The 24,688-nt window shown below is 73.4% G+C and carries 24 protein-coding genes and 1 tRNA gene; 18 read left to right on the forward strand and 7 right to left on the reverse strand.

The features are described from left to right. Positions 1–26: 26 nt before the first annotated feature. From QSK00_RS20380 to QSK00_RS20390, 3 genes are all read right to left on the reverse strand, one after another. Positions 27–2,090 carry an ATP-dependent DNA helicase gene (locus QSK00_RS20380; protein WP_285593476.1) on the reverse strand — a complete coding sequence of 688 codons (2,064 nt, stop codon included), beginning with the start codon at positions 2,088–2,090 and terminating at the stop codon, positions 27–29. A gap of 82 nt (positions 2,091–2,172) precedes the next feature. After that, the gene (locus QSK00_RS20385; protein WP_285593477.1) at positions 2,173–3,186 is read right to left on the reverse strand and encodes a fatty acid desaturase family protein; all 1,014 of its coding nucleotides are present in this window, start codon (positions 3,184–3,186) and stop codon (positions 2,173–2,175) included. A 217-nt stretch (positions 3,187–3,403) separates the two neighbouring features. Further along, positions 3,404–3,970: an isochorismatase family protein gene (locus QSK00_RS20390; RefSeq protein WP_285593478.1), complete on the reverse strand. Its 567-nt coding sequence runs from the start codon at positions 3,968–3,970 to the stop codon at positions 3,404–3,406. Positions 3,971–4,037: 67 nt separating this feature from the next. Between QSK00_RS20390 and QSK00_RS20395 the strand changes: the two genes are divergently transcribed. Beyond that, a complete protein-coding gene (locus QSK00_RS20395) occupies positions 4,038–4,925 on the forward strand; it encodes an LLM class flavin-dependent oxidoreductase (RefSeq protein WP_285593480.1) in 888 nt (295 codons plus the stop codon). Position 4,926: 1 nt separating this feature from the next. Here QSK00_RS20395 and QSK00_RS20400 read toward each other — a convergent pair whose 3' ends face one another. Both QSK00_RS20400 and QSK00_RS20405 read right to left on the reverse strand, forming a co-directional pair. After that, complete coding sequence (locus QSK00_RS20400) at positions 4,927–6,189, reverse strand: nicotinate phosphoribosyltransferase (protein ID WP_502872059.1); 1,263 nt, start codon at positions 6,187–6,189, stop codon at positions 4,927–4,929. Between the two features lie 47 nt (positions 6,190–6,236). After that, on the reverse strand, positions 6,237–7,325 hold the full coding sequence (locus tag QSK00_RS20405; RefSeq protein WP_285593484.1) for a glycosyltransferase family 4 protein: 1,089 nt from the start codon (positions 7,323–7,325) through the stop codon (positions 6,237–6,239). Positions 7,326–7,469: 144 nt separating this feature from the next. On the opposite strand from QSK00_RS20405, the gene clpS reads away from it, so the two are divergent. The 7 genes from clpS to QSK00_RS20440 all read left to right on the forward strand — a co-directional run bounded on the left by clpS (position 7,470) and on the right by QSK00_RS20440 (position 11,739). Next, positions 7,470–7,796: an ATP-dependent Clp protease adapter ClpS gene (gene clpS, locus QSK00_RS20410; protein ID WP_502872057.1), complete on the forward strand. Its 327-nt coding sequence runs from the start codon at positions 7,470–7,472 to the stop codon at positions 7,794–7,796. Positions 7,797–7,831: 35 nt separating this feature from the next. Next, complete coding sequence (locus QSK00_RS20415; RefSeq protein ID WP_285593486.1) at positions 7,832–8,413, forward strand: DUF2017 domain-containing protein; 582 nt, start codon at positions 7,832–7,834, stop codon at positions 8,411–8,413. A 21-nt stretch (positions 8,414–8,434) separates the two neighbouring features. Next, the gene (locus tag QSK00_RS20420) at positions 8,435–8,941 is read left to right on the forward strand and encodes a M67 family metallopeptidase (protein ID WP_352231157.1); all 507 of its coding nucleotides are present in this window, start codon (positions 8,435–8,437) and stop codon (positions 8,939–8,941) included. A gap of 72 nt (positions 8,942–9,013) precedes the next feature. Continuing rightward, positions 9,014–9,289, forward strand: coding sequence for a MoaD/ThiS family protein (locus QSK00_RS20425; RefSeq protein ID WP_285593491.1), 276 nt, complete (start codon positions 9,014–9,016; stop codon positions 9,287–9,289). A gap of 55 nt (positions 9,290–9,344) precedes the next feature. Further along, positions 9,345–10,295, forward strand: coding sequence for a PLP-dependent cysteine synthase family protein (locus tag QSK00_RS20430; RefSeq protein WP_285593492.1), 951 nt, complete (start codon positions 9,345–9,347; stop codon positions 10,293–10,295). 28 nt (positions 10,296–10,323) lie between these two features. Further along, positions 10,324–10,971, forward strand: coding sequence for a rhomboid family intramembrane serine protease (locus QSK00_RS20435; RefSeq protein ID WP_285593493.1), 648 nt, complete (start codon positions 10,324–10,326; stop codon positions 10,969–10,971). Between the two features lie 9 nt (positions 10,972–10,980). Further along, entirely contained in the window at positions 10,981–11,739 is a 759-nt protein-coding gene (locus QSK00_RS20440; protein ID WP_285593495.1) for an MBL fold metallo-hydrolase, read from the forward strand. Positions 11,740–11,914: 175 nt separating this feature from the next. Here the strand turns inward: QSK00_RS20440 and QSK00_RS20445 are convergent, their stop codons facing one another. After that, complete coding sequence (locus QSK00_RS20445) at positions 11,915–13,357, reverse strand: DHA2 family efflux MFS transporter permease subunit (RefSeq protein WP_285593497.1); 1,443 nt, start codon at positions 13,355–13,357, stop codon at positions 11,915–11,917. Positions 13,358–13,424: 67 nt separating this feature from the next. On the opposite strand from QSK00_RS20445, the gene rph reads away from it, so the two are divergent. The 5 genes from rph to QSK00_RS20470 all read left to right on the forward strand — a co-directional run bounded on the left by rph (position 13,425) and on the right by QSK00_RS20470 (position 16,476). Then, a complete protein-coding gene (rph, locus tag QSK00_RS20450; protein ID WP_285593499.1) occupies positions 13,425–14,168 on the forward strand; it encodes a ribonuclease PH in 744 nt (247 codons plus the stop codon). Further along, positions 14,165–14,827, forward strand: a complete 663-nt coding sequence (rdgB, locus tag QSK00_RS20455; protein WP_285593500.1) for an RdgB/HAM1 family non-canonical purine NTP pyrophosphatase — start codon at positions 14,165–14,167, stop codon at positions 14,825–14,827. Before rph ends, rdgB begins: the two co-directional genes overlap by 4 nt. Continuing rightward, entirely contained in the window at positions 14,824–15,432 is a 609-nt protein-coding gene (locus tag QSK00_RS20460) for a class I SAM-dependent methyltransferase (protein WP_285593502.1), read from the forward strand. The genes rdgB and QSK00_RS20460 overlap by 4 nt, the downstream gene beginning before the upstream one ends. Next, positions 15,416–16,228 (forward strand): alpha/beta fold hydrolase, encoded by an 813-nt coding sequence (locus tag QSK00_RS20465; RefSeq protein ID WP_285593504.1) that lies wholly within the window; start codon positions 15,416–15,418, stop codon positions 16,226–16,228. Before QSK00_RS20460 ends, QSK00_RS20465 begins: the two co-directional genes overlap by 17 nt. A gap of 174 nt (positions 16,229–16,402) precedes the next feature. Further along, positions 16,403–16,476: transfer RNA gene (locus QSK00_RS20470), tRNA-Leu, on the forward strand. Between the two features lie 2 nt (positions 16,477–16,478). Here QSK00_RS20470 and bcp read toward each other — a convergent pair. Further along, the gene (bcp, locus tag QSK00_RS20475; protein WP_285593507.1) at positions 16,479–16,952 is read right to left on the reverse strand and encodes a thioredoxin-dependent thiol peroxidase; all 474 of its coding nucleotides are present in this window, start codon (positions 16,950–16,952) and stop codon (positions 16,479–16,481) included. Positions 16,953–17,127: 175 nt separating this feature from the next. Here bcp and QSK00_RS20480 point away from each other — a divergent pair, with 175 nt between their 5' ends. From QSK00_RS20480 to QSK00_RS20500, 5 genes are all read left to right on the forward strand, one after another. Next, on the forward strand, positions 17,128–17,349 hold the full coding sequence (locus QSK00_RS20480) for a DUF3618 domain-containing protein (RefSeq protein ID WP_285593509.1): 222 nt from the start codon (positions 17,128–17,130) through the stop codon (positions 17,347–17,349). Positions 17,350–17,433: 84 nt separating this feature from the next. Continuing rightward, on the forward strand, positions 17,434–19,164 hold the full coding sequence (locus tag QSK00_RS20485; protein ID WP_285593511.1) for an AMP-binding protein: 1,731 nt from the start codon (positions 17,434–17,436) through the stop codon (positions 19,162–19,164). Further along, positions 19,161–19,574, forward strand: coding sequence for an acyl-CoA thioesterase (locus tag QSK00_RS20490; RefSeq protein WP_285593513.1), 414 nt, complete (start codon positions 19,161–19,163; stop codon positions 19,572–19,574). The genes QSK00_RS20485 and QSK00_RS20490 overlap by 4 nt, the downstream gene beginning before the upstream one ends. 89 nt (positions 19,575–19,663) lie before the next feature. After that, complete coding sequence (locus tag QSK00_RS20495; RefSeq protein WP_285593543.1) at positions 19,664–24,022, forward strand: TreTu family toxin; 4,359 nt, start codon at positions 19,664–19,666, stop codon at positions 24,020–24,022. After that, positions 24,019–24,381: an immunity protein TriTu family protein gene (locus QSK00_RS20500; protein ID WP_285593514.1), complete on the forward strand. Its 363-nt coding sequence runs from the start codon at positions 24,019–24,021 to the stop codon at positions 24,379–24,381. Before QSK00_RS20495 ends, QSK00_RS20500 begins: the two co-directional genes overlap by 4 nt. The last annotated feature ends 307 nt before the right edge of the window (positions 24,382–24,688 follow it).

Here is a 24,688-nt window from a genome sequence, read left to right on the forward strand (position 1 = left end):
GGTCCTGCGCCCGGCGCGGGAGCGGCTCAGTCGCCGCGCAGGCGCTCCAGGGCCCCCCGGACGACGGCGGGGTCGTTCGTCGTCCAGAACGGCGGCAGGGACCCGCGCAGGAAGCCGCCGTACTGCTTCGTCGCGACCCGGGAGTCGAGGACCGCGACGACACCCCGGTCACCGGTGCCGCGCAGGAGCCGGCCGGCGCCCTGGGCGAGCAGCAGCGCGGCGTGCGTGGCCGAGACGGTGAGGAACCCGTTGCCGCCGCGGGCGTCGACGGCGCGCTGGCGGGCGGCGACGAGCGGGTCGTCGGGCCGGGGGAACGGGATGCGGTCGATCATCACCAGCTGCAGCGACTCGCCAGGGACGTCGACGCCCTGCCAGAGCGAGATCGTGCCGAACAGGACGCTGCCGGTCTCGGCGGCGAACTTCTGCACGAGCGTGTTCGTCGAGTCCTCGCCCTGGCACAGGACGGTGCCGTCCCAGCGGCCGCGGAGGTCCTCGGTGGCCTGCTTCGCGGCGCGCATCGAGGAGAACAGCCCGAGCGCCCGGCCCCCGGCGGCGCGGACCAGGCCGTCGATCTCGTCGAGCACCGCGCCGGAGAGTCCGTCGCGTCCCGGCGGTGGGAGGTGCCGGGCGACGTAGAGGATGCCGGCCTTGGCGTGGGCGAACGGCGACCCGACGTCGAGGCCGTGCCAGACGAGGTTGGTGGCGGGGTCGTTGCCGTGGCCGGACCCGTCGTCGGGCGGGGCCTCGACCTTCGCGCCCTTCACCGGCAGACCCCATTGGCGGGCCAGCGCGTCGAAGGACCCGCCGAGGACCAGCGTGGCGCTGGTCAGCACGACCGTGGACTGGCCGAACAGGCGGTGGGCGAGCAGGCCCGCGACCGACAGCGGCGCGACGTGCAGCGCGCGCACGGTGCTCGAGCCGAGCTCGCGCTCGGAGAGCCACACGACGTCGGGGCGGGTCGCCGGGTCCTCGCGGTCGAACGCGGTCAGCAACCGGCCGGCGACGTCGTGGACCTCCTCGACCATCGCGCTGGCGAACCGTCGGTTGGCCGCGTCGGTGTCGTTCTCCTTCGGCCCCTTCTCCCGCTCCGGGCCGAGGGCCTGCTTGCACGCCCAGGCGGCGTTGCGGATCGCCGACAGCATCCGGCCCACCGGCTCCGGGAGGTGCTCCCAGCGGCCGACCGGGGTGTCCAGCAGCACCGCGTCGAGCCCCTCGCCGGCGTCGACCAGCTGGTCGGCGAGCGCCTGGTCGACGAGCTTCGCGCAGCGCCGGGCGGCGGCGGTGGCGCTCGAGCCGGTGAGCTCGCCGGTGGCGACGGAGGTGACGCGGTCGACCAGGTTGTGGGCCTCGTCGACCACGACGACGTCGTGCTCGGGCAGCACCGCGCGACCCTCGATGGCGTCGATCGCGAGCAGCGCGTGGTTGGTGACGACGACGTCGGCGGCCCCGGCCTTGTGCCGCGCGAGCTCGGAGAAGCAGTCCTCGGCCACGGGGCAGCGGGACGCGCCGAGGCACTCGCGGGCGGTGACGCTCACCTGCCGCCAGGCGCGGTCGGGCACCCCGGGGACCAGCTCGTCGCGGTCACCGGTGTTCGTCTGCTCGGCCCACTCGTGCAGCCGCGTGACCTGACGGCCCAGCGCCGAGACCTGGAACGGGTCGAAGAGCTGCTCGTCGCCCGGGTCCTCGGCCTGCGCCCCGGACTCGATCTTGTGCCGGCACAGGTAGTTCCCGCGGCCCTTGAGGATCGCGAAGGTGGGCTTCCGGCCCAGGACGGGCTCCAGCGCCTTCGTCAGCCGGGGCAGGTCGCGGTCGACGAGCTGGGCCTGCAGGGCGATGGTGGCGGTGGACACGATGACCGCCTGGTCGGCCTCCAGGGCGTGCCGGATCGACGGCACGAGGTAGGCGAGCGACTTGCCGGTGCCCGTCCCGGCCTGCACCGCGAGGTGCTCCCCGGTGCGCAGGGCCCGCTCGACGGCGGCCGCCATCTCCTGCTGGCCCGTCCGCTCGGTCCCGCCCAGAGCCTCGACGGCGGCGGCGAGCAGCTCCGCCACCGGGGCGGTGTCGGTGACCGACTCCGACAGCTGTGCCATGCCCGCACCCCCTTCGCGGGCTCAGACTACGGAGGCGCTCCGACGGTTCCGGGCACCGCCACGATTGCTCCGGACGGTCCAGTCACGTGCGCAGGGGCGCGGACACCTCGTGGAGGTGGCGGAGGACCTGGCGGTAGGAGTCCAGCGGGCCCGTGCGGGTGTAGGGCAGGTCGTGCTCCCGGCAGAACGCCTCGACGAGCACCCGCGCGCGCCCCAGGTTCGGCCGCGGCATCCGCGGGAAGAGGTGGTGGGGCACCTGGTGCTCGAGCCCGCCGAGCAGGTAGCCGAGGACACGGCCGCCGCGCACGTCGCGCGACGTCAGCACCTGCTTGTGCAGGTGGTCGAGCCGGGTGCCGGGGTCGAGCACCGGCATCCCCTTGTGGTTCGGCGCGAACGCCAGGCCCATCGAGAGGCCCCAGACGCCCTGGTGGACGAGCACGAAGACGACGGCCTGCCCGGGTGTGAGCACCAGCAGGACCGCGGCCAGGTACCCGACGACGTGCAGCGAGAGCAGCGCGACCTCCAGCCGGGGCCGGGGCACCCGCCCGTGGAGGGCCTCCTGGAACGCGACCAGGTGCAGGTTCCACCCCTCCAGCAGCAGGAGCGGGAGGAACAGGACGGCCTGGTGCGCCACGGCCCACCGGGCGAACCCCCGCCGGGTGGCCGCCTGCTCGACGCTGAACGCCAGCACCGGGATGTCGATGTCCGGGTCCGCGTCGGCGTGGTTCGGGGAGGCGTGGTGGGTGTTGTGCTTGACCACCCACGCCCCGAAGCTCATCCCGACCAGCGCCCCGTGCAGGTGACCGACGACGTCGTTGGCCCGCCGGCGCGCGAAGATCTGGCGGTGCCCGGCGTCGTGGCCGACGAAGGCGAGCTGGGTCGTGACGAGGCCGAGGGCGACGGCGGTGAGGACCTGCCACCACGACGGGCCGAGCAGGACGAAGGCGGTGACGGTCGCTGCCAACAGGAGGAAGTTGCCGGCGAACACCGTCGCGTAGACCCCGGGGCGGCGACGCAGCAGGCCGGCCGCCTTGATGCGGTCCGTGAGGTCCGCGAACGTCGGGGCGGTGCGTGCGTCGTCGCGGTGGACGGTCATGGGTCCTCGTTCCGGTGGCCGTCCGGCGGGGCCGGCGCGGTCGTTCCTGGTCGTCGAGGAGGCCGTCGACCTCTCACAGGGGACCCGACGAGGTCGTCGGCATCCAGGGTGCCTCACGAGGTCGGATCGCACGCGGCGAGACCTCCGGCCCCCACGGCAGGAAAGCGTCGTTGCTGTCACCTCGTGACAGCAACGACGCTTTCCTGCCACGGAGGAGTCAGGACGCACGGGCGAGCGCGACGCCCGCCTCGCGCATGGTGCTGCACGCCGTCTCGGTCGTCTCCGGGGCGACGCCCGCGGTCAGGTCGAGCAGCACCGTCGTCGAGAAGCCCTCGGCCGCGGCGTCGACCGCGGTGGCGCGCACGCAGTGGTCGGTGGCGATCCCGACGACGTCGACGAGGTCGACCCCGCGGTTGCGCAGCCAGTCCACGAGCCGCTCCCCGGACTCCGACGTGCCCTCGAAGGCGGAGTACGCGGCGGTGTGCCGGCCCTTCGAGAACACCTCCTCGATGCGCGACACGTCGAGCTCCGGGTGGAACGCCGCCCCCGGCTCGCCCACCCGGCAGTGGACGGGCCAGCTGTCGACGAAGTCCGGGTGCTCGGCGAAGTGCGCGCCCGGGTCCTCGTGGTAGTCGCGGCTGGCGACGACGTGCGCGTAGCGGCCGTGCTCGGCACCGAGGAACCGGGTGATCGCGGCGGCCGTCGCCGCCCCGCCGGCGACGCCCATGGAGCCGCCCTCGCAGAAGTCGATCTGGACGTCGACCACGATCAGCGCGCGGGTCATGGCGTCACCCTATCGGGGGTCGGGGCCGTCGTTTGCCCCTCGCGGGGGCCCGTGATCTGCTCGCCGGGTGACTCTCGCCGTCAGTGCCTGGCTGAACACCACCTGGTCGACGACGGACATCGTCGCCGTCGCGCACGAGGCGGAGTCCGCCGGTTACGACGGACTCTGGGTCGCCGACCACTTCATGGGCAACACCGGGACCGAGGAACGCTCCGACGTCGCGCTCCGCGACTGCTTCTCGGTGCTCGCGGGTCTCGCCACCGTCGTGCCGCGCCTGCGGCTCGGCAGCATGGTCGCGGGGATCACCTACCGGCACCCCGCCGTCCTGGCCAACATCGCCGCGACGACGTCGGACCTGTCGGGCGGGCGCCTCGTCCTCGGGGTCGGAGCGGGCTGGCAGCTCAACGAGCACGCCGCCTACGGCATCCCGCTCGGGCCGGTCCGGGAACGGATCGACCGCTTCGAGGAGGGCCTGGCCGTGCTCGACGGCCTGCTCCGCCGCCCCCGGACCACCGTGTCGGGTCGGCACTACGCCGTGACGGACGCCCCGCACGTCCCGGCGGCGGACCGGATCCCGCTGCTCATCGGGGCCTCCGGCGAGCGGCGCATGCTCGGCGTGGTCGCCCGCTGGGCCGACGAGTGGAACACCTGGTCCACGCCCGAGGTGTTCGCGCACAAGTCCGCCGTGCTCGACGAGCACTGCGAGCGGATCGGGCGCGACCCGGGGGAGATCCGGCGGTCCACCCAGGCTCTGTTCCTGATCGACGGCACGGCCCCGGAGTCCCGCTCCCCGGTCGTCGCGGGTTCCGCGGCGCAGATCGTGGACACGATCGGCCGGTGGCGCGAGGCCGGCCTCGACGAGCTGATCGTCCCGACCAACCGGGGCGACGTCGCGGAGGGCCGCGAGCTGCTCGGTCGCTTCGCCACGGAGATCCGTCCGCAGCTGGACGAGTAGGTCAGGGGACGAACGTCGTCGGGACGGCCGGCTCCCCGCGGGAGAGCTTGAGGCCCTCCCACGGGATGGCGACGAGGTTGCGCCGCAGGTGCTCCCGGGCGTCCGCGAGCGAGGGCAGGCCCGACACCGTCTCCCCGGCCTTGACCAGGTCCACCGGCACGACGCGGTCGTGCTCGCCGACCTCCACGGGGTGGTCGATCCGGTGCACGACCTCTTCCACCGCGGTGCCGGTCGGGCGGTGGCGGCGGACGGCGGACTTCGCGCCGCCACGGGACTCCTTCGACGACGAGCGCTTCGCCACCGGACGGCCGTCGACCTCGACCAGCTTGTAGACCATCCCGGCCGTCGGGGCCCCGGAACCGGTGACGACGGAGGTGCCCACGCCGTAGGCGTCCACCGGTTCGGCGCGCAGCCCGGCGATGGCGTGCTCGTCGAGGTCGCCGGAGAGCACCACGCGCGTCCTCGTGGCCCCGAGCGCGTCCAGCTGCTGGCGCGCCCGCTGGGCCATCACCCCGAGGTCGCCGGAGTCGATGCGCACGGCGCCGAGTTCCGGGCCGGCGACGCGCACCGCGGTCTCGATGCCCTCGGTGATGTCGTAGGTGTCGACGAGCAGGGTGGTCCCGACGCCGAGCGCCGCGACCTGCGCGCGGAACGCCTCCTCCTCGGTGTCGTGCAGGAGCGTGAACGCGTGGGCCGAGGTCCCCGTCGTCGGGACCCCGTAGCGGGCGGCGGCCTCGAGGTTGGAGGTGGCGTCGAAGCCCGCGAGGTAGGCCGCGCGGGCCGCGGCGACCGCCGCCTCCTCGTGCGTGCGCCGCGAGCCCATCTCGATGAGCCGCCGGCCCGCCGCGGCCGTCGCCATGCGGGCAGCGGCGGAGGCGATGGCGCAGTCGTGGTTGAGGATCGAGAGCACGAGGGTCTCGAGCAGGACGCACTCGGCGAAGGTCCCGGACACCGAGAGCACCGGGGAGCCCGGGAAGTACAGCTCGCCCTCCGGGTAGCCGACGACGTCGCCCGCGAAGCGGAAGCCCGCGAGGTGGTCGAGCACGCGCTCGGAGAGCGCGCCGGTCGCGCGGAGCGCCGCGAGCTCGTCGTCGCCGTAGGAGAAGCGCGTGAGCGACTCGAGCACGCGCGCGGTGCCCGCGACCACGCCGTAGCGGCGCCCGTGCGGCAGCGAGCGCGCGAACACCTCGAACGTGGCGCGCCGGTCGGCGGTGCCGTCGGCCAGGGCCGCGTCGAGCATCGTCAGCTCGTACTGGTCGGTCATGAGCGCGGTGCCGCTGGTCACCCCGCCAGCGTAACCAGGCCCCGTCGTCAGGACGGCCGCAGCGCGCCCCGCAGGACACGCCGCACGTCGTCGGCCATGTGGGCGCTCGTGTGGGCTCCCTCGACCCAGGTGCGGGCGGCCGCGCCCATGCGCCGGGCCCGGTCGGGGTCGGCGAGCAGAGCGGCGACGGCGTCGCCGAACGCCGTCGGGTCCCCGGGCTCGACGAGCAGCCCGCGCTCGCCGTCGGCGACCAGCGCGGCCATCGCGGGTGTGCGGGTGGCGACGACCGGCCGCGCGGAGGCAGCCGCCTCGAGCACCACGCTGGTGCCGCTGCCGCGCGTGGTCGGCTGCAGCGCCACCGCGACCACGCTCGCCCGGCGGTAGAGGGCCCGCATCCCGCCCTCCATCCGGCGGCGGTGGAGGACGCCGAGGCCGGCCGGTACCTGCGCGTCCGCGAGGGTCGTCGCCAGCTCCAGCCGCACGGGCAGCCCCCGGCGACGCAGCCCGTCGAGCGCGGCGACGAGGGTCCCGTGGTCGCGGAACCGGTCGTCGCCGGCGCTGACGACGACGGGCGTCGGGTCCGGGGAGGTCTCGTCGGTCGACGTCGGGAAGGGCTGCGGGGGGAAGAACCCGGTGTCGATCCCGGGACGGACCGCCACCACCCGCGACGGATCGAGATCCCAGGCCGCGAGCAGGTCGTCGCGCAGGCTCGGCGTCGTGGTGAAGGCCCCGGCGAGGCGGTCCAGCGCGCGGTGCACGACGGCGCGACGGGCGCGGCCGTAGGAGTCCGGACGGCCGACCCAGATGAGGTGGCTGACGACCGGCGGGCCGGGCCCGAGGGCGGCGGGGAAGCCGGCGCGCTCGTCCATGCACAGCACGACGTCGGCCCGCGCGCGGTCGCGGTCGAGGGCACCGGCGGTCGCGCCGACGACGTCGTACCCGCCGAGCCGGTTGCGGACGACCCGCGAGAGCGTCCGGGCGGCCGGCGGCAGCGGCGGCCGGAAGACGACGTCGACGTCGCCGGTCGCGACCCGGTGGAGGCCGTAGGGCGTGCGGTCGGGCAGACGGTCCGCGGCGTGCTCCCGGGCGTGGGCGCGGGCGTCCTGCTGCTCGGACAGCTCGACCCGCACGCGCATCCCCACCCCCCTTCCGGGTGAACGATCGCGACGGATGTCCGATTCGTTTCGCCGGGGCCCGGGGACGGCCACGTGCGGCACCCGGTGGGCAGCTGAGACGATGGCGAGATGCGCTGTGCGATCGGGTCGGGCTCCCCTGTCGGCGTGCTCCCCCTGCCCCAGCGTCTTCCTGCGCTCTCGGCGCCGGTGGAGCCGGCGCCGACGGTCGAGGAGCTGCCCGACGAGCTCGTCGGCGCCGACACCCCGTGGCAGACGATCGTGTGGAACGACCCGGTCAACCTGATGTCCTACGTGACCTACGTGTTCCAGAAGATCTTCGGCTACGACAAGCAGAAGGCCACCGCGCTGATGATGGACGTGCACCAGAAGGGTCGGGCGACGGTGTCGTCGGGCAGTCGGGAGAAGGTCGAGGGCGACGTCGCGAAGCTCCACGCGGCGGGCCTGTGGGCGACGATGCAGCGGGCGTCGTGACCGGGGCGAGCGCAGCGACGGGGTGTGGCTAGCCGGTGCGCGCCTGGAAACGGCACGGCCGGGGCGAGCGCGCCCGCTACGTCGCGGTGCTCGACCCCGCCGAGGCCTCGGTGCTGCGGGGGCTCGTCGGGCAGGTCGACGACATGCTCTCCGGCCGCGCCGACGCCGTCCCGCAGGACGAGCTCGCGGCCCTCACCGGGATCCGGACCGGACCGTCCACGGCCCCGGACGACCCGGTGCTCGCGCGACTGCTCCCGGACTTCCACCGGCCCGACGGGAACGATGCAGCGGGTGGCGTCGATCCCGACGGAGCGGCGCTCTCGGCGGCCATGCGCTCGGTGAACGAGCCCGAGCTGATCACCGCCAAGCGCGACGCCATCGCGACGCTGCTCGCCTCCTGCCCCGGCGGCGGCGGGCGGGTGGAACTGACGGTGCCGCAGGCCGAGGCGTGGCTGACCGCGGTCAACGACGTCCGCCTGGCGCTCGGCACCGCGCTCGAGGTGACCGAGGACATGCCCGAGCAGCTGCCGCCGGACGACCCCCGGACCGACCACCTGCCCGTCTACCACTGGTTGACCTGGCTGCAGGACTCCTTGCTCACGGTGCTGCTGCCCTGAGCGGCCCGTAGGGTGGTCGGCGTGCTCGTGATCCGCCGGGACCTCGTCGAGGAGTTGGTCGCGCACGCCCGCCGCGACCACCCGCGCGAGGCGTGCGGTCAGCTGCTGGGCCCGGAGGAGAGCGACCGGCCCGAGCGCTACGTGCCGATGACGAACGCGGACGACGCCGACGCCCGGGGCAGCGACTACCGCTTCGACTCGCGCGAGCAGTTCGCCGTGTACAAGGAGGCGACGCAGCGCGACGAGGAGACCGTGGTGGTCTTCCACTCGCACACGCGCGTCCCGCGCCGCCCGCTCACCGACACCGGGCTCCCCGAGGCCTACCCCTCGGTCAAGGACATCGAGTTCATGGGCCTGCAGCCCGGTGTCCACTTCGCGATCGTCGCCATCACCGGACCGGACTCGCCCTACGACCTGCGCTCGTTCCTGCTCGACGACGCAGGTGAGGTCGTCGAGGACGAGGTCCAGGTCGTGGAGAACTACATGTTCTCCCACACCGGCGCGGGTGACGTGCCGGACCGTTCCTGACGTCCCGGAACAACCCGGCGTCGTGCGACGCTGTCCCGTGTAGGTCCCGCCCCGTTCTCCTGGAGGAAAGCCGTGTCCGCCACCGTCTCGATCCCGACGATCCTGCGCACCCACACCGGTGGGGAGAAGCAGGTCAAGGCCGAGGGGTCGACGCTGCAGGAGGTCATCTCCGACCTCGATGCCAACCACCCCGGTATCAAGGACCGGCTGGTGACCGACGGCGCGCTGCACCGCTTCGTCAACGTCTACGTCAACGACGAGGACGTCCGCTTCGCCGGTGGCCTCGACGCGCAGGTCCCCGACAACGGCACCGTCACGATCCTGCCCGCCGTCGCCGGCGGCCGCTGAGCCCCGTTCCCCGGGCCGGCGCGGCCCGGGGGCCGTCTCTTCTCTGGAGCACCCGATGGCGCGGTACGACTCGCTGATCCACGCCCTGGGCGACACCCCCGTCGTGGGGCTGCCGTCGTTCTCCCCGGCGCCGCACGTGCGGCTGTGGGCGAAGCTCGAGGACCGCAACCCGACCGGCTCGATCAAGGACCGCCCGGCCCTGCGCATGATCACCAAGGCCGAGGAGGACGGGCTGCTGACGCCCGGCTGCACGATCCTCGAGCCGACCTCGGGCAACACCGGGATCTCGCTGGCGATGGCCGCGAAGCTCAAGGGCTACTCGCTGGTGTGCGTCATGCCGGAGAACACCTCGGCCGAGCGGCGCCAGCTGCTCGAGATGTACGGCGCGCGGATCATCTTCTCGCCGGCGGCGGGCGGCTCCAACCAGGCAGTGGCCACCGCGAAGGAGATCGCGGCCCAGAACCCCGACTGGGTCATGCTCTACCAGTACGGCAACCCGGCGAACCCGCTCGCGCACTACGAGGGCACCGGCCCGGAGATCCTGCGCGACGTCCCGACGATCACCCACTTCGTCGCGGGCCTCGGCACCACCGGCACGCTCGTCGGCACCGGTCGCTACCTGCGCGAGCACAAGCCGGACTGCCAGATCATCGCCGCCGAGCCCCGCTACGGCGAGCTGGTCTACGGCCTGCGGAACATGGACGAGGGCTTCGTGCCCGAGCTCTACGACCCCGACGTCCTCACCGGCCGCTACTCGGTCGGCGCGCAGGACGCGCTGCGGCGCACCCGCCAGCTGGTCGAGCAGGAGGGCATCTTCGCCGGCATCTCCACCGGCGGCATCCTGCACGCGGCCCTGGCCCAGGCCGAGAAGGCGGCCGGGAGCGACGACGAGGCCGACATCGTCATGATCGTCTGCGACGGCGGGTGGAAGTACCTGTCCACCGGTGCCTACGCCGGGACGCTGGAGGAGGCCGCGGAGGGGCTCGAGGGCCAGCTCTGGGCCTGATTTCTCAGGTTCCGTCGCTATCGTCGGGATGGTGAGCGCCCCGACCGTCCCCGCGAAGCCCCGCATCATCCCGGCGCATCCGGCCCGTGCTGCCGTCGGGATGGTGCTCTTCCTCGCCCTGCTGTGGGTCATCGAGGCCCTGGACCAGTTCGTCTTCCGCGGTGCGCTGGATCAGGACGGCATCGTCCCGCGTTCCGTGAGCGGCCTCTCCGGCATCCTCTGGGCGCCGCTGCTGCACTACGGGTGGGCGCACCTCATCGCCAACTCGCTGCCGTTCCTGGTGCTCGGCTTCCTCGTCCTGGCCGGCGGCCTCGGCCAGTTCATCGCGGTGACCGCCCTGGTGTGGCTGCTCGGCGGCTTCCTCACCTGGCTCACCGGCTTCGGGGTCACCGTCGGGGCGTCCGGGGTGATCTTCGGGTGGCTCGCCTTCCTGCTCTTCCGCGGCTTCTTCGCCCGGTCCGGACGGCAGATCGCGCTCGCCGTCGTGCTCTTCCTGCTCTACGGCGGGGTGCTCTGGGGCGTGCTGCCGGGCACGCCCGGGGTCTCCTGGCAGGCTCACCTGTTCGGGGCACTGGCCGGGATCCTGGCCGCGCGGCTCGTCGCCACGGCGGATCGACGGGGCTCGCGGGGAAGCCGTCCGTCCGACGGAGTGTCGCCCTCTCCGATCGGCCCGTAGGGTGCCCGCGTGGAACTGATCGTCCTGGGGTGTTCCGGCAGCGGGGCCGGGCCCACTTCGCCTGCGTCCGGGTACCTCGTACGCACCCGCTCCACGACCCTGGCGCTCGACCTGGGCAACGGCACCTTCGGGACGCTGCAGCGCCACATGGACCCGTTCGACCTCGACGCGGTGGTCCTGTCGCACCTGCACCCGGACCACTGCGCGGACGTCTCCGGGCTGATCGTCCACCGGCGCTACCACCCGGACGGGCCCGGCAAGGTGCTGCCGCTGCACGGGCCGAGCGAGTCCGAGGTGCGCCTGGCGGTGGCCTACGCGCCGTCCTCGGACGAACGCGTCGCCACCGATCTGACGGACGTCTTCGACTACCACGTGTTCGCGGACGGCCCGGCCGGCGTCGGCGACTTCGCACTGTCGAGCGCCCCGGTGGACCACCCCTGCGAGGCCTACGGGGTCCGTCTCGAGCACGACGGCCGGGTGCTGGTCTACTCGGGCGACACCGGGCCGTGCGACTCGCTCGTCGAGCTCGCCCGGGGCGCGGACGTGCTGCTGTGCGAAGCGACCTGGACCGACTCGCCCGACCGTCCGCCGGGGGTGCACCTCTCGGGCAAGCAGGCCGGGGTGGTCGCCCGCGAGGCCGGGGTGAAGCGGCTGCTCATCACCCACGTGCCGGCCTGGTACGACGGCGAGGAACTCCTCTCCGAGGCGCGGACCGAGTACTCCGGCCCGGCGGAGCTCGTCCGGCCCGACGGGCACTACACGGTCTGAGGCCGACCCGGCTGCCTCGCGCGAGGGTCACGTGGGGCGGGTTCCGGCGCGGCCGGGCATGCCTGGTGTGCACCTCGCGGACGGGTGCACGGGGTGGCGTTCGCGAGGGTGATGTGGGGCAGGTCCCGGCGCGCGCGGGGCATGCCTGGTGTGCACCTCGCGGGGGCCCGACGGGTCAGCGCGCGGTGGCTCCATCGACCGGCTCGGTGACGAGCTCGGCGGGGGAGTCCTCCGTGGTGCGCGGCGATCGCGGCAGCAGCAGCGCCACGAGCCCGGCCACCGCCACGACCACCGCGGCCACTGCGAACGCGCGGGTGGTGCCGGCCGTGGCGGCCGCAGCCGGGGAGGCGCCCACCGCGAGCAGCCCGTCGGCCCGTGCGGTGGCGAGGGTGGACAGCACGGCGAGGCCGATCGCCCCGCCGACCTGACGCGAGGTGTTGAGCAGCCCGGACGCGAGGCCCGCCCGGGTGCGGTCGACCCCCGAGGTGGCGGCCCCCGCGAGCGGCGTCAGCGCGACACCCATGCCCAGCCCCACGGCGATGCCCGGTCCGAGCACGCCGCCGACCCACGTCGACTCCGGGGTGAGCAGCGCGAACCACGCGAAGCCGGCCGCCGTCAGGAACGCACCGCCGACGAGCAGGGGCCGGGTGCCGAGCCGCCCGAGCATGCGGGAGGAGAACTGGGAGCCGAGCACGATCGAGGCCGACTGCGGCAGGAACGCGAGCCCGGCGGTGAGCGCGTCGAAGCCGAGGACGCCCTGCATGTGGATCGACAGGAAGTACCACATCGCGAACATGGCCGAGGCGATCAGCGCCATCGTGCCGTTGGCGACGCTGACCGGGCGGATCCGGAAGATGCCGAGCGGGACGAGCGGCGAGGCGATCCGCGTCTCGAGGACCGCGAAGCCCGTGAGCAGCACCGCGGCGACGACGAAGCTGCCCCAGGTCAGGGGCGCGGCCCACCCGGCGGTCTCGCTGGTGACCACCCCGTGCACGAACGCGACCAGACCACCGGTGACGAGCACCGCGCCCCCGACGTCGAGGCGCGGGCGGTCGTCCGCGCGGGTCTCGGACACCGCGATCCGGGCGAGCACCGCCGTCAGCACCACGACGGGCACGTTCACCAGGAAGATCCAGCGCCAGCTGAGGAAGTGCACGAGCACCCCGCCCGCGATGCCGCCCACGGCGCCGCCGACCCCGCCGATCGCCGTCCAGGCCCCGAGCGCGCGCGAGCGGGCGGCGCCCTCGGTGAAGGTGGTCGTGAGGATCGTCAGGGTGGCGGGGGAGAGGACCGCACCGCCGAGGCCCTGCGCGGCGCGGGCGGCGAGCACGAGCCCCTGCGAGTCGGCCAGGCCGCCGACCAGCGACGCCGTCCCGAACAGCACGAGCCCGGCCAGGAACATCCGGCGGCGCCCGAAGAGGTCGGCCGCGCGCCCGCCGAGCAGCAGGAAGCCCGCGAACGCCAGCGTGTAGGCGCTGACCACCCACTGCAGCCCGACCGCCGAGAACCCGAGCGCCTCCCGCATCGCCGGCAGCGCGACGTTCACGATCGACACGTCGAGCACGACCATGAACTGCGCGAGGCAGGCGACGAGGAGAACGAGACGGTCCCGGGGCACGTGCGCCACGCTAACCAAGGGGTCCGACAGCGTCGCTCCGGAGCGGCGCCTCCTAGGGTGGGCGACCGTGGCACGCAGTGACGGCAGGTCCGACGACGAACTCCGCCCCATCGAGATCCGGCGGGGGTTCCAGCAGCACCCGGCCGGGTCCGTGCTGGTGTCCTTCGGCAACACCCGTGTGCTCTGCGCGGCGAGCGTGACCGAGGGCGTTCCCCGCTGGCGGCGCGACTCCGGCCTCGGCTGGCTCACCGCCGAGTACGCGATGCTGCCCTCGGCGACGCACACCCGGTCCGACCGCGAGTCGGTGAAGGGCCGCGTCGGCGGTCGCACCCACGAGATCAGCCGGCTGGTCGGCCGGTCGCTGCGCGCGGCGATCGACCTCAAGGCGCTCGGCGAGAACACGATCCAGCTCGACTGCGACGTCCTCCAGGCCGACGGCGGCACCCGCACCGCGGCGATCACCGGCGCCTACGTGGCCCTCGCCGACGCCGTGACCTGGCTCGGGGCGAAGAAGAAGCTGGCCGACCCGAACCCGCTGTCGTGCTCCATCGCGGCGGTCTCGGTCGGCGTCGTGGACGGTCGGGTGCGCCTCGACCTGCCCTACGAGGAGGACAGCCGCGCCGAGGTCGACATGAACGTCGTCGCGACCGACGCGGGCACGCTCGTCGAGGTCCAGGGGACCGGGGAGGGCGCCACCTACACCCGCGCCACCCTCGACGCCATGCTCGACTCGGCCCTCGCCGGCATCGCTCGACTCACCGAGGCCCAGGCCGCCGCGCTCGCCGAGCCGTACCCGGGGGAGCTGCCGTGACGAGCGATCCGGTCGAGCTCCGCTCCGCCGCGTCTCCCACGAAGGTCCTCCTCGCCACCCGCAACGACGCCAAGCTCGTCGAGCTCCGGGAGATCGTCTCCGGGCTCGGCGTCGAGGTCGTCGGGCTGAACGAGGTGCCCGAGTTCCCCGAGGCCCCCGAGACCGGGGCGACGTTCGCGGAGAACTCGCTGGCCAAGGCCCGGGACGCGTGCGCGGCGACCGGCATGATCGCCGTCGCCGACGACTCCGGGCTCGCCGTCGACGCCCTCAACGGGATGCCGGGGGTGCTCTCGGCGCGCTGGTCGGGCTCGTCCGGCGACCGTCGGGAGAAGGACGCGAAGAACCTCGCGCTCGTGCTCGACCAGATGGCCGACGTCCCCGAGGAACGCCGCGGCGCCGCCTTCGTCTGCGCGGCCGCGGCCGTGCACCCGGACGGCCGCGAGGTCGTCGTGACCGAGCGCTGGCCCGGGCGGCTGATCCGCACCTCGCGCGGCGTCAACGGCTTCGGCTACGACCCGGCCTTCGTTCCCGACGGCGGGTCGGTCACCTCCGCGGAGATGTCTCCGGAGGAGAAGAACGCGGTCTCGCACCGGGCCCGGGCGTTCCGCTCGCTGGCGCCGGAGCTGCGGAAGCTCGTCGGGGACGCTCCGTCGTCGTGAACCAGCAGTACTTCGCCGAGGAGCCGACCACCCCGTCCGCGCCGGAACCGGCGCGGCTCGACGTCCGGGGCCTGTCGCTGCAGGTCACGACCGACTCCGGGGTGTTCGCCCGCGGCCGTCTCGACAAGGGCACACGGGTGCTGCTCGAGCACGCGCCCGAGCCCGAGCGGGGCGGCGACCTGCTCGACCTCGGCTGCGGGTGGGGACCGATCTCGCTGTGGTTGGCGACGATCCGGCGCCGGTCCACGGTCTGGGCGGTCGACGTGAACACGCGGGCGCTGGGGCTGGTGGAGCAGAACGCCCGCGCCGCCGGCCTGGACAACATCCGGGCCTGCCGTCCCGACGAGGTCCCCGACGACGTCCGCTTCGCCGGCATGTGGTCCAACCCCCCGATCCGGGGCGGGAAGGAGGCCCTGCACGACCTGCTCCTGCAGTGGCTGCCGCGGGTGGACGGACCCAGCCACCTCGTCGTCGCGAAGAACCTCGGATCCGACTCGCTCGCGCGATGGCTGGGCGATCAGGGGTACAGGGTGTCGAGACTGTCGTCGAACGCGGGGTTCCGCGTGCTGGAGGTCCTCGATGCTGGCGGTGGAACGGAGCGGTAGCGGTGCCCCGGTGCTGTGCCTGCACGGGTGGCCGGGCGGGGTGTCGGACTACCGGCTGCTGACGCCGTTGCTGGTGGACACCGCCGAGGTCGTGGTGCCGCACCTGCCGGGGTTCGGGAAGTCGTTCACCCCGGGCGACGAGTCACGGCCGCCGTCGGACTTCGACCGGGCGCACATCGTGTCGGCGCTCGCCGAGCTGGACCTGGAGCCCGCCGTCGTCGTGGGCTACGACGTCGGCATCACGACGGCGGTCGCGTACGCCCGCGAGTACCCCGACCGGGTCCGGGCGTTGGTCCTCGGGAACACGCTCGCGCCGTCGGTGACGGTGGAGGCGGTGCTGTCCGACGAGTACCGACCCGAGTTCTGGTACCAGGACTTCCAGCAGCTGGACCTCGCGGTGAACCTGATCGACGGCAACCCGGCGGCCGTGCGGACGTACCTGGAGCACTTCTGGTCGCACTGGGGCGGGCGCCCGGAGGCCGTCGTCGACGAGCAGCTCGTCGAGGACTACGCGCGGCCGGGGGCGTTCACGGCGTCGCTGAACTGGTACCGCTCGGGCTCGTCCTCGCTGTACACGGCGCTGGGCCTGAAGGGCGTGACGGAGTTCCCACCGCCGGTGGACGTGCCGGCCACCGTCGTCTGGGGGGCGCAGGACCCGATCTTCCCGCCCGCGTTCGCCTCGGCCGTGCCGGACCTGCTGCCGCGCGCGGACGTGCGGGTGCTCGACGACGTCGGGCACTTCACGCCGGTCGAGGCGGCGGGGGAGATGGCCGAGGCGGTCCGCTCGTACCTCTGAGGCCTTCCCGACGAGAGTGCGATGGCTTGTCGCGGCGTCCTCGCCTACCCGGAGTGCCTTGTCGTTGTGAATCACAACGACAAGGCGGGGCCCTCCGGTCGGGAGCCCACGACAGGTGCGCGACGGCCTACAGTGACCGCACCCGCCGTCGGGAAGGAATAGTCCGAACGGCAGACCGGCGTAGCCCAATGGCAGGAGGCAGCGGCTTTAGGTGCCGCACAGTGTGGGTTCGAATCCCATCGCCGGTACGTCAGAGCTTCAGGTCGCGCAGCAGCCGGCTCACGTGGCCGGTGGCCTTGACCCCGTACTGGGCCACCTCCACCTTGCCCTCGGCGTCGACGACGAACGTCGACCGGATGACGCCCACCGAGGTGCGCCCGTACATCGTCTTCTCGCCCCACGCGCCCCACTCGGGCATGACCGTCTTCTCGGCGTCGGAGAGCAGCGGGAACGTCAGGCCCTGGTCGGCGCGGAACTTGGCGAGCTTCTCGGGCTTGTCGGGGGAGATGCCGACGACGTCGATCCCGGCGTCGTTGAGCGTGCCGAGGTTCTCGGTGAAGTCGCACGCCTCCTTGGTGCAACCCGGGGTGTTCGCGGCCGGGTAGAAGTAGACGACGACGCGGCGCCCCCGGTAGTCCGCCAGGGACACCGTCTCGCCCGTGTCGGAGGTGAGCGAGAAGTCCGGAGCGACGTCACCCGGGGTCAGGCGGTTATCGGCAGCCACGGGCGGGCACGATAGCCGGGCGAGCGGGGCGACGGGGAATCGATACCGCTCACATGTCGTCGGCCACCGTGCGGCGCGTCGTCCCAGGGCTCGGCGCGCGGGGACGACACGATGCCGCCACGATGGCGGCACCCGAGGTGCTGCGGCACGTACCGAGAAGGACGAGGGAGGCTCCGTGGCACGCGACCCGGACACCATCGAGCGAGAGATCGAGCAGGCTCGCGAGGCGCTCGCCGGGGCGCTGGACGAGCTCTCCGAGCGGGCGAACCCGCAGCGTCTCGCCGACCAGGGCAAGGAGATCGCCGCCGAGAAGTGGGCGGACCCGAAGATCAAGTACGCCGTGATCGCGGCGGGCACGTTGATCGGGCTGCTGGTGCTGCGGAAGCTGTTCAAGTAGCCGGTCGTACGGCTGTGGGCGGGTACCGCGAGGTGATAGGAACCTCGCAGTGCCCGCCCGCTGTCGTTTCCGGAGGTTCCCGCCGTGCCGACGTCGTCGTCGCAACTGACTCCCGCCGCGCAGGCGTTCCGCGCCGCGCGTGACCTGCTCGTCGAGCGACAGACCGACTACGACGCCGCCCGCCGTGACTTCGCCTGGCCGGAGCTCGACGAGTTCAACTGGGCGCTCGAGCACTTCGACGCGATCGGCCGGGACCCGTCGTCGCAGGACCGCGCGGCGCTGTGGATCGTCGAGCAGGACGGCTCCGAGGCGAAGTACTCCTTCGCGACGATGAGCGAGCGGTCGAACCGCACCGCGAACTGGCTGCGCTCCCTCGGCGTCCGCCGCGGCGACCGGATGATCCTCATGCTCGCCAACCAGGTGGAGCTGTGGGACACGATCCTCGCGGCGATGAAGCTGGGCGCCGTGCTGATCCCGTCGACGCCGATGCTGGGCGCGGCCGACCTGCGCGACCGCATCGACCGGGGCGCCGCCGCGCACGTCGTGGTCCGCGACGCCGACGTCGACAAGTTCGCCGACGTGCCGGGCGACTACACGCGCATCGCCGTCGGCCCGTCCGTCCCGGAGGGCTGGCAGGACTTCGCGTCGGCCTCCTCCGCGTCCGCGGACTTCGAGCCGGACGGCCCGACGAGGGCCGACGACACCCTGCTCCTCTACTTCACCTCGGGCACCACGTCGAAGCCCAAGCTGGTGCAGCACACGCACGTGTCCTACCCGGTCGGGCACCTGTCGACGATGTACTGGATCGGCCTGCAGCCGGGCGACGTGCACTGCAACGTCGCCTCCCCGGGCTGGGCGAAGCACGCGTGGTCGAACGTCTTCGCGCCGTGGTGCGCCGAGGCGACGATCTTCATCTACAACTACGCCCGCTTCGACGCGGACACGATGCTGCGGGTGCTCGTCGACCACGGCGTGAGCACGTTCTGCGCGCCGCCCACGGTGTGGCGGATGCTCATCCAGGCCGACCTGAAGGCCTGGAAGGTCCCGATGCGCGAGCTGGTCGGCGCGGGCGAGCCGCTGAACGCCGAGGTCATCGAGCAGGTCCGGGAGGCCTGGGGCCTGACGATCCGCGACGGCTTCGGCCAGACCGAGTCGTCGCTGCAGATCGCCAACACCCCTGGCCAGCCGGTGAAGGACGGCTCGATGGGCCGCCCGCTGCCGGGCTTCGAGATCGCGCTGGTCGACCCGGTGTCGGGTGCGGTCGGCGAGGAGGGCGAGATCTGCGTCGACCTCTCGAAGCGCCCGGTCGGCCTCATGGTCGGGTACGCCGACGACGAGGAGCGCAACGCCGAGGTGATGCGCGGCGGCTACTACCACACCGGCGACGTCGGAGCCCGGGACGCGGACGGCTACATCACCTACGTCGGCCGCTCCGACGACGTCTTCAAGGCCTCCGACTACCGCATCTCGCCGTTCGAGCTCGAGAGCGTGCTGATCGAGCACGACGCGGTCGCCGAAGCGGCGGTCGTGCCGTCGCCGGACCCGCTCCGGCTCGCCGTCCCGAAGGCCTACGTGGTGCTGGCGCGCGGCTTCTCGCCGGACGCCGACACGGCCCGGTCGATCCTGGAGTACTGCCGCGCGAACCTGCCCGCGTACAAGCGGGTGCGGCGCCTCGAGTTCGCGGACCTGCCGAAGACGATCTCCGGGAAGATTCGCCGGGTCGAACTGCGGGGTCGGGAGAACGAACTGCGGCCGAACGGCGAGGGCACCCCCGAGGGCGAGTTCTCCGACGAGTCGCTCGGGCTGCGTTCGTGAGCGTCGCGTACCCGGTGGTGCCGCGGTACGCCGAGATCGACCAGCAGGGCGTGGTGTTCTTCGGCCACTACCTGACCTGGTGCGACGAGGCGTTCACGGCCTTCCAGGCGGCCGTCGGCTACCCGTACCCCGAGATGATCGCCGACGGCGTGGACATCCAGATCGTGCACGCGTCGCTCGACTACGGGTCGTCGGTGCGATGGGGCGACGAGGTGTCGCTGGTCGTCGAGAACGAGCAGGTCGGTACGACGTCGATCTCCTCGCGGGTGGCGGTCCGGCGGCGGTCCGGGGACGCGTGGGAGGACGCGGTCACCGTGCACCTGGTGCACGTCTGCGTCGACGCGACCTCGTTCACCAAGGTGCCCGTGCCGCCGCGCCTGGCGGAGGCGCTGGCGGCGTCCCGGGGCTGACCGGCCGCCTCGGCGACTTTCTCCGAACCGCACCCACGGCGGGTCCGGCTTCCCTACCGTCCGGGCGGGAGGGGGTGGTCGGGGTGCCGATGCCGGGGGATCCGGGCGCGGTCGAGGCCGGGGCGTCGCAGCTGACGTCGACGGCCGAGCAGTTCACCAGCGCGGGCGAGGGCATCCGGGCGGCCGGTGGCGGGCTCGGCAGCGCCTGGACCGGCGGCGCGGCGACGGCGGCCACCAGCCGGATCGCCGAGATCGGCAGCCGAGCCGCGATCGGCGCGGACGTGGCCCGGCTCGCCGGGCAGGCCGTGACCACCTACGCCGGCGAACTGCGGGCGGCCCAGGAGATGTTCGCCCGCGGCGAGGAGATGGTCCGCCAGGGCGAGACCGAGCTCGCGGCGGCGTCGGCGCGGGTCACCTCCCTGGCCGCGGCGACCGCACCGGCCTCCCGGCACCAGGACGCGGCGATGGACGCGGCGAACCTGGCCGTGACCGCCGCGCAGCAGAAGATCGCCGAGGGTCGGGCGCTCATGGAGCGCGCCACCCGGCAGGAGCTGCAGGCCAACCAGGCCGCCACCACGCAGGTGCAGGCCGCCCAGGGACAGCTGGCGGGGATGACGGCGCCGGTTCCCGGCGCGGCCGGTGGGGCGCCGGGGACGACGGCGGGTGCGCCCGGTGCCCCACTCGGGCCTCCGGTCCGGCTCGCCGCGGCCGCGGCGCCCGCCCCTCCGGCGCCCGCACCCGAGGAGGAGTCCGGCTTCTCGTGGTCCGACCTCGGGCACGCCGCGCTCGACGTCGCCGGGCTCGTGCCGGTGGTGGGCGAGGTCGCCGACGGCGCCAACGCGGCCTGGTACACCGCCGAGGGCGACTACCTCAACGCCGGGCTCTCCGCGGCCGCGATGATCCCGTTCGCGGGCTGGGCGGCCACCGGGATCAAGGGCGGCATCAAGGTGGCCGACGCGGTCGAGGCCGGGGCGCGGCTCACGCCGGAGGCGGTGGCGGCGGTCCGGACGGCCCCGACTCCGGCCGCGGGCCTGCGGATCGACATGGCCCCGGCCACGAGAACGGCGCCGGCCGACGGGCTGGTCCTCCGCGAGCCCGTCGACATGGGGACCGGCCACCTGCTGCTGCCCGCCGTCGACGTGGTCCTCCCGGGCGCGCTGCCGCTGGTCCTCGAACGCTTCCACCGGTCGTCCTACCGGTCCGGGCGGTTCTTCGGGCCGACCTGGACCTCCACGCTCGACCAGCACCTCGTCGTCACCGACGACGCGATCGTCCTCGCCCGCGTCGACGGGATGGCCCTCCACTTCCCGACGACGGGTGGCGCGTCCCGCGAGGACCCGCGCTGGACCCTCGCGCTCGACGGGACCACACCCGTCGTCGGGAACGGGGAGCGGCGCTGGCACTTCGGTGGCGCGGGCGAGCAGCGCTGGCTCACCGCGGTGGTGGAGCGCGGGCACTGGTACGACGTCGACCGGCTGGCAGACGGGACGCCGCTCGAGGTCGTGCACGGCGGTGGGTACCGGGTGAAGGTCCTGACCGAGCGCGACCGGATCGTCGGGTACGACCTGGCGGGCGCGGGCCCGGACGGCGGCGACCGCGCGCTGGTCCGGTTCGGGTACGAGGCGGGGAACCTGACGGCCGTCGTCGGGTCCTCGGGGTTGCCGACGCGGTTCGGGTACGACGCGCGCGGGCGTGTCACGGGCTGGGCCGACCGGATCGGCACGTGGTTCCGTCACGAGTACGACGACCGCGACCGGATCGTCCGCCAGGTCGGCTCCGGCGACACGCTGAGCTGCACGTTCGCCTACGACGGCGACGTCGTCGCCTGCACCGACTCCCTCGGGCACACCACGCGGTACTCCCACGACGACGAGGGTCGGGTCGTCCGGGTGGTGGACCCGCTGGGGCACGAGCGGCACACCGAGTACGAGGGCCGCCGGGTGGTCGCCGAGACCGACGAACTCGGCCGGACCACGCGGTACGGCCACGACGCGGTCGGCGTGCTGGAGCGGGTCACGCGCCCGGACGGGTCGTCGGTCGTCGAGGAGCACGACGCCGCGGGCCGCCCGGTGCGGGTGCAGGACGCCGACGGGGCGGTGTGGTCGCACGCCTACGACGGGTCCGGACGACGGGTGGCGACGACGGATCCGCTCGGGGCTGCCACGCGGTACACCCACGACGACCGCGGCCTCGTCGCGGTCACCGACGCGCTCGGGGCGATCACGCGGGTCGAGAACGACGCGGCGGGGCTCCCGGTCTCGGTCACCGACCCGGTGGGCGCGGTGACGCGGTGGGAGCGCGACGCGTTCGGGCGGGTGGTCACCGAGACCGACCCCACGGGCCTCGTCACGCGGTACACGTGGACGCTCGAGGGGCGGCTCGCGACCCGGAGCCAGCCCGACGACGGGGTCGAGCGCCGGCTCTACGACGGCGAGGGGAACCTGACGTCGGTCACCTCCGCGACCGGCGCGGTGACCCGGTTCGAGCACACGCACTTCGACCTCGTCGCCGCCCGGGTCGAACCGGACGGGGCGCGGTCCGAGCAGGTGTGGGACACCGAGATGCGGCTGGTCGGCGTCATCGCGCCGGACGGCTCGCGGTGGACCTACGAGTACGACGCCGCCGGGCGCCTGGTCGCGGAGACCGACTACGACGGGCGCCGTCGGACCTACGACCTCGACGCGGCCGGGCAGGTGCGGGCCCGGACGAACGCGCTGGGCGAGACGGTGACGTACGCGTTCACCGCGCTCGGGCAGGTGAGCGAACGGCGCGCGCGGGGCTCGCTCACCACGTACGACCACGACCCGGTCGGCCGGCTCGTGCGGGCGACGACGCCACAGGTGGACGTGGTGCTCACGCGGGACGCGGTGGGCCGCGTGGTGGGGGAGGCGACGAACGGCCGGGCGGTCACGTCGGCGTACGACCTGCTCGGGCGCCGGACGGAGCGGGTGACGCCGACGGGACAGTCGTCGCGCTGGTCGTACGCCCCCGACTCGACGGTGCGGTCGCTCGTGGCGGGGGTGGAGATCGGGTTCGACCACGACGTCGCGGGCCGGGAGACCCGCCGACGGTCCGGCGCGGCGGTCGTCGAGCAGGAGTGGGTCGACGGGCGGATGGTCGGCCAGCGCATCGGCGACCTGGCGCGCGAGTACCGGTACCGCGCGGACGGGGCCCTGACCGGCATCGGGGCCCGCGAGTTCGACGTGGACCTCCGGGGCCGTGTCACCGGCGTCCGCGCCGGCGGGTGGACCGAGATCTACGCCTACGACCGACTCGGCAACATGACCGGCGCGTCGTGGCCGGGCGCCGACCCCGAGGTCAGCGGCGCGCGGACCTTCCGGGGCACGGTGCTCGAGCGGGCGGGCCGGGTCAGCTACGCGCACGACGCCGAGGGCCGTGTCGTGCAGCGGGTCCGGCGCCGGTCGTCGGGCCGGCCCGAGACCTGGCGCTACGAGTGGGACGCGCTCGACCAGCTCAGCGCGGTGACCACCCCTGACGGTGCCCGGTGGACCTACGTCTACGACGCGTTCGGCCGTCGCGTGTCGAAGGTCGGGCCGTCCGAGCAGGTCGACTTCGCCTGGGACGGGTCGACCCTCGTCGAGGAGGTCCGGCACGCCCCCGACGGCGTCTCGTCGACGACCTGGGACCACGCCGGTCTGCGGCCGGTATCCCAGCGGGTGCGCCGACGGGCGGCCGGGCGGACGGAGGTCGACGAGGCGTTCTTCGCCATCGTCACGGACCTGGTCGGCGCGCCCACGGAGCTGGTCTCCGACGACGGGTCGGTGGTCGGGCAGGCCCGCCGGTCACTCTGGGGCCGGACGGAGTGGCAGGGCGTCTCCACCCCACTCCTCTTCCCGGGCCAGTACCTCGACCCCGAGACCGGCTTCGCCTACAACCTCCACCGCTACTACGACCCCGACGCCGCCCGGTACCTGTCGCAGGACCCCCTCGGGCTGGCCCCCGCGCCGAACCCGGCCACGTACGTGCACAACCCGCACACCTGGGCCGACCCGCTGGGCCTGAACCCGTGCGCCGCGCAGCCTCCGTCGGGTGGTGGGTCACCGGCGGCGTCAGGTCCGAGTGCAGACGGCGTACCCAGCCAGGGCACGGCCGACCAGAGCACCAGGGTGGGGCGCTGGATGCATCCAGACGAGCACCAGGCGATGGTCGACACTGGGAAGGTGCAGAACGGATCAGGCGGGTATGGCACGTACGTAGCCCAACCGCCCAGCGCGGAGTCCTACATGTCTCAGGCCAAGCCCGGCAGCAGATACGTGGAATTCGACGTACCGGCGGACACTCCGTTGCGACAGGGCGGAGAAAAGGACTGGAAATTCATCCCAGGGCCGAAATCCACGTTCGGAAAGCTTGCGGCTCGCAAGGGTTTGCCCACCGAGATGCCGCCGGCTTCGAACATCGAGTGGATTGCATCGAGGGTTCACCTGTGAGCGCCGCGGATGAGGTGCCGTTTCGATCCCTGCGAGCCGCTATGAGTGACTGGGTGTCACGGCATGAGGCCGAGATGGCCGGACATGGCACCACTCTTGAACTCGAGGGGAGTTCCGTCGGCTACCCGAAGCCGATGGTTGCGCTCACGCTTGAGAACGACGAACGCATCGGCCAACTCGTCCTCTGGGAGACGGGCGAGGCGGAGCTGAGCGTCATCGATGTCGAGAGCGAGCAGGACCTCCTCGTCGAGAGCCGAGATGTGCAGAGCCTGTTCGGATTGCAGGAAGGGCTCGACGCCCTCGTTTCGGCCGTCCTGGGGCAGGAGAAGCGGTTCGCGATCGAGCTTCCCGACGCTTGAGTCCGCAGCGTCTCGCCTGTCAGGCACGGCAGGAGGTCCATGCGCGCTCCTTCAGCGCGTGCTGGAGGACAACGTGAAGTGCCGCCCGAGGTGGTGCGTGGTGGCGGCGACGTAGGTCGCCGAGACGTCACTGATCAGGCTCGCGCGGCACCGGGAACCGTGTCGTAGCCGGGGACATGTTGGACACGCCGTACCGGGGAGATACCTGACAGGTCGGGGTGGCTGCGCTGTGGTGGGCCATGCCGCTGAGGGCGATGGTGAGCGTGGTGGAACAACGCCTCGAGGTGCTGCGCGAAGCCCAGCTACC

It is taken from the genome of Actinomycetospora sp. NBRC 106378, from assembly GCF_030269685.1.
Lineage (GTDB): Bacteria > Actinomycetota > Actinomycetes > Mycobacteriales > Pseudonocardiaceae > Actinomycetospora.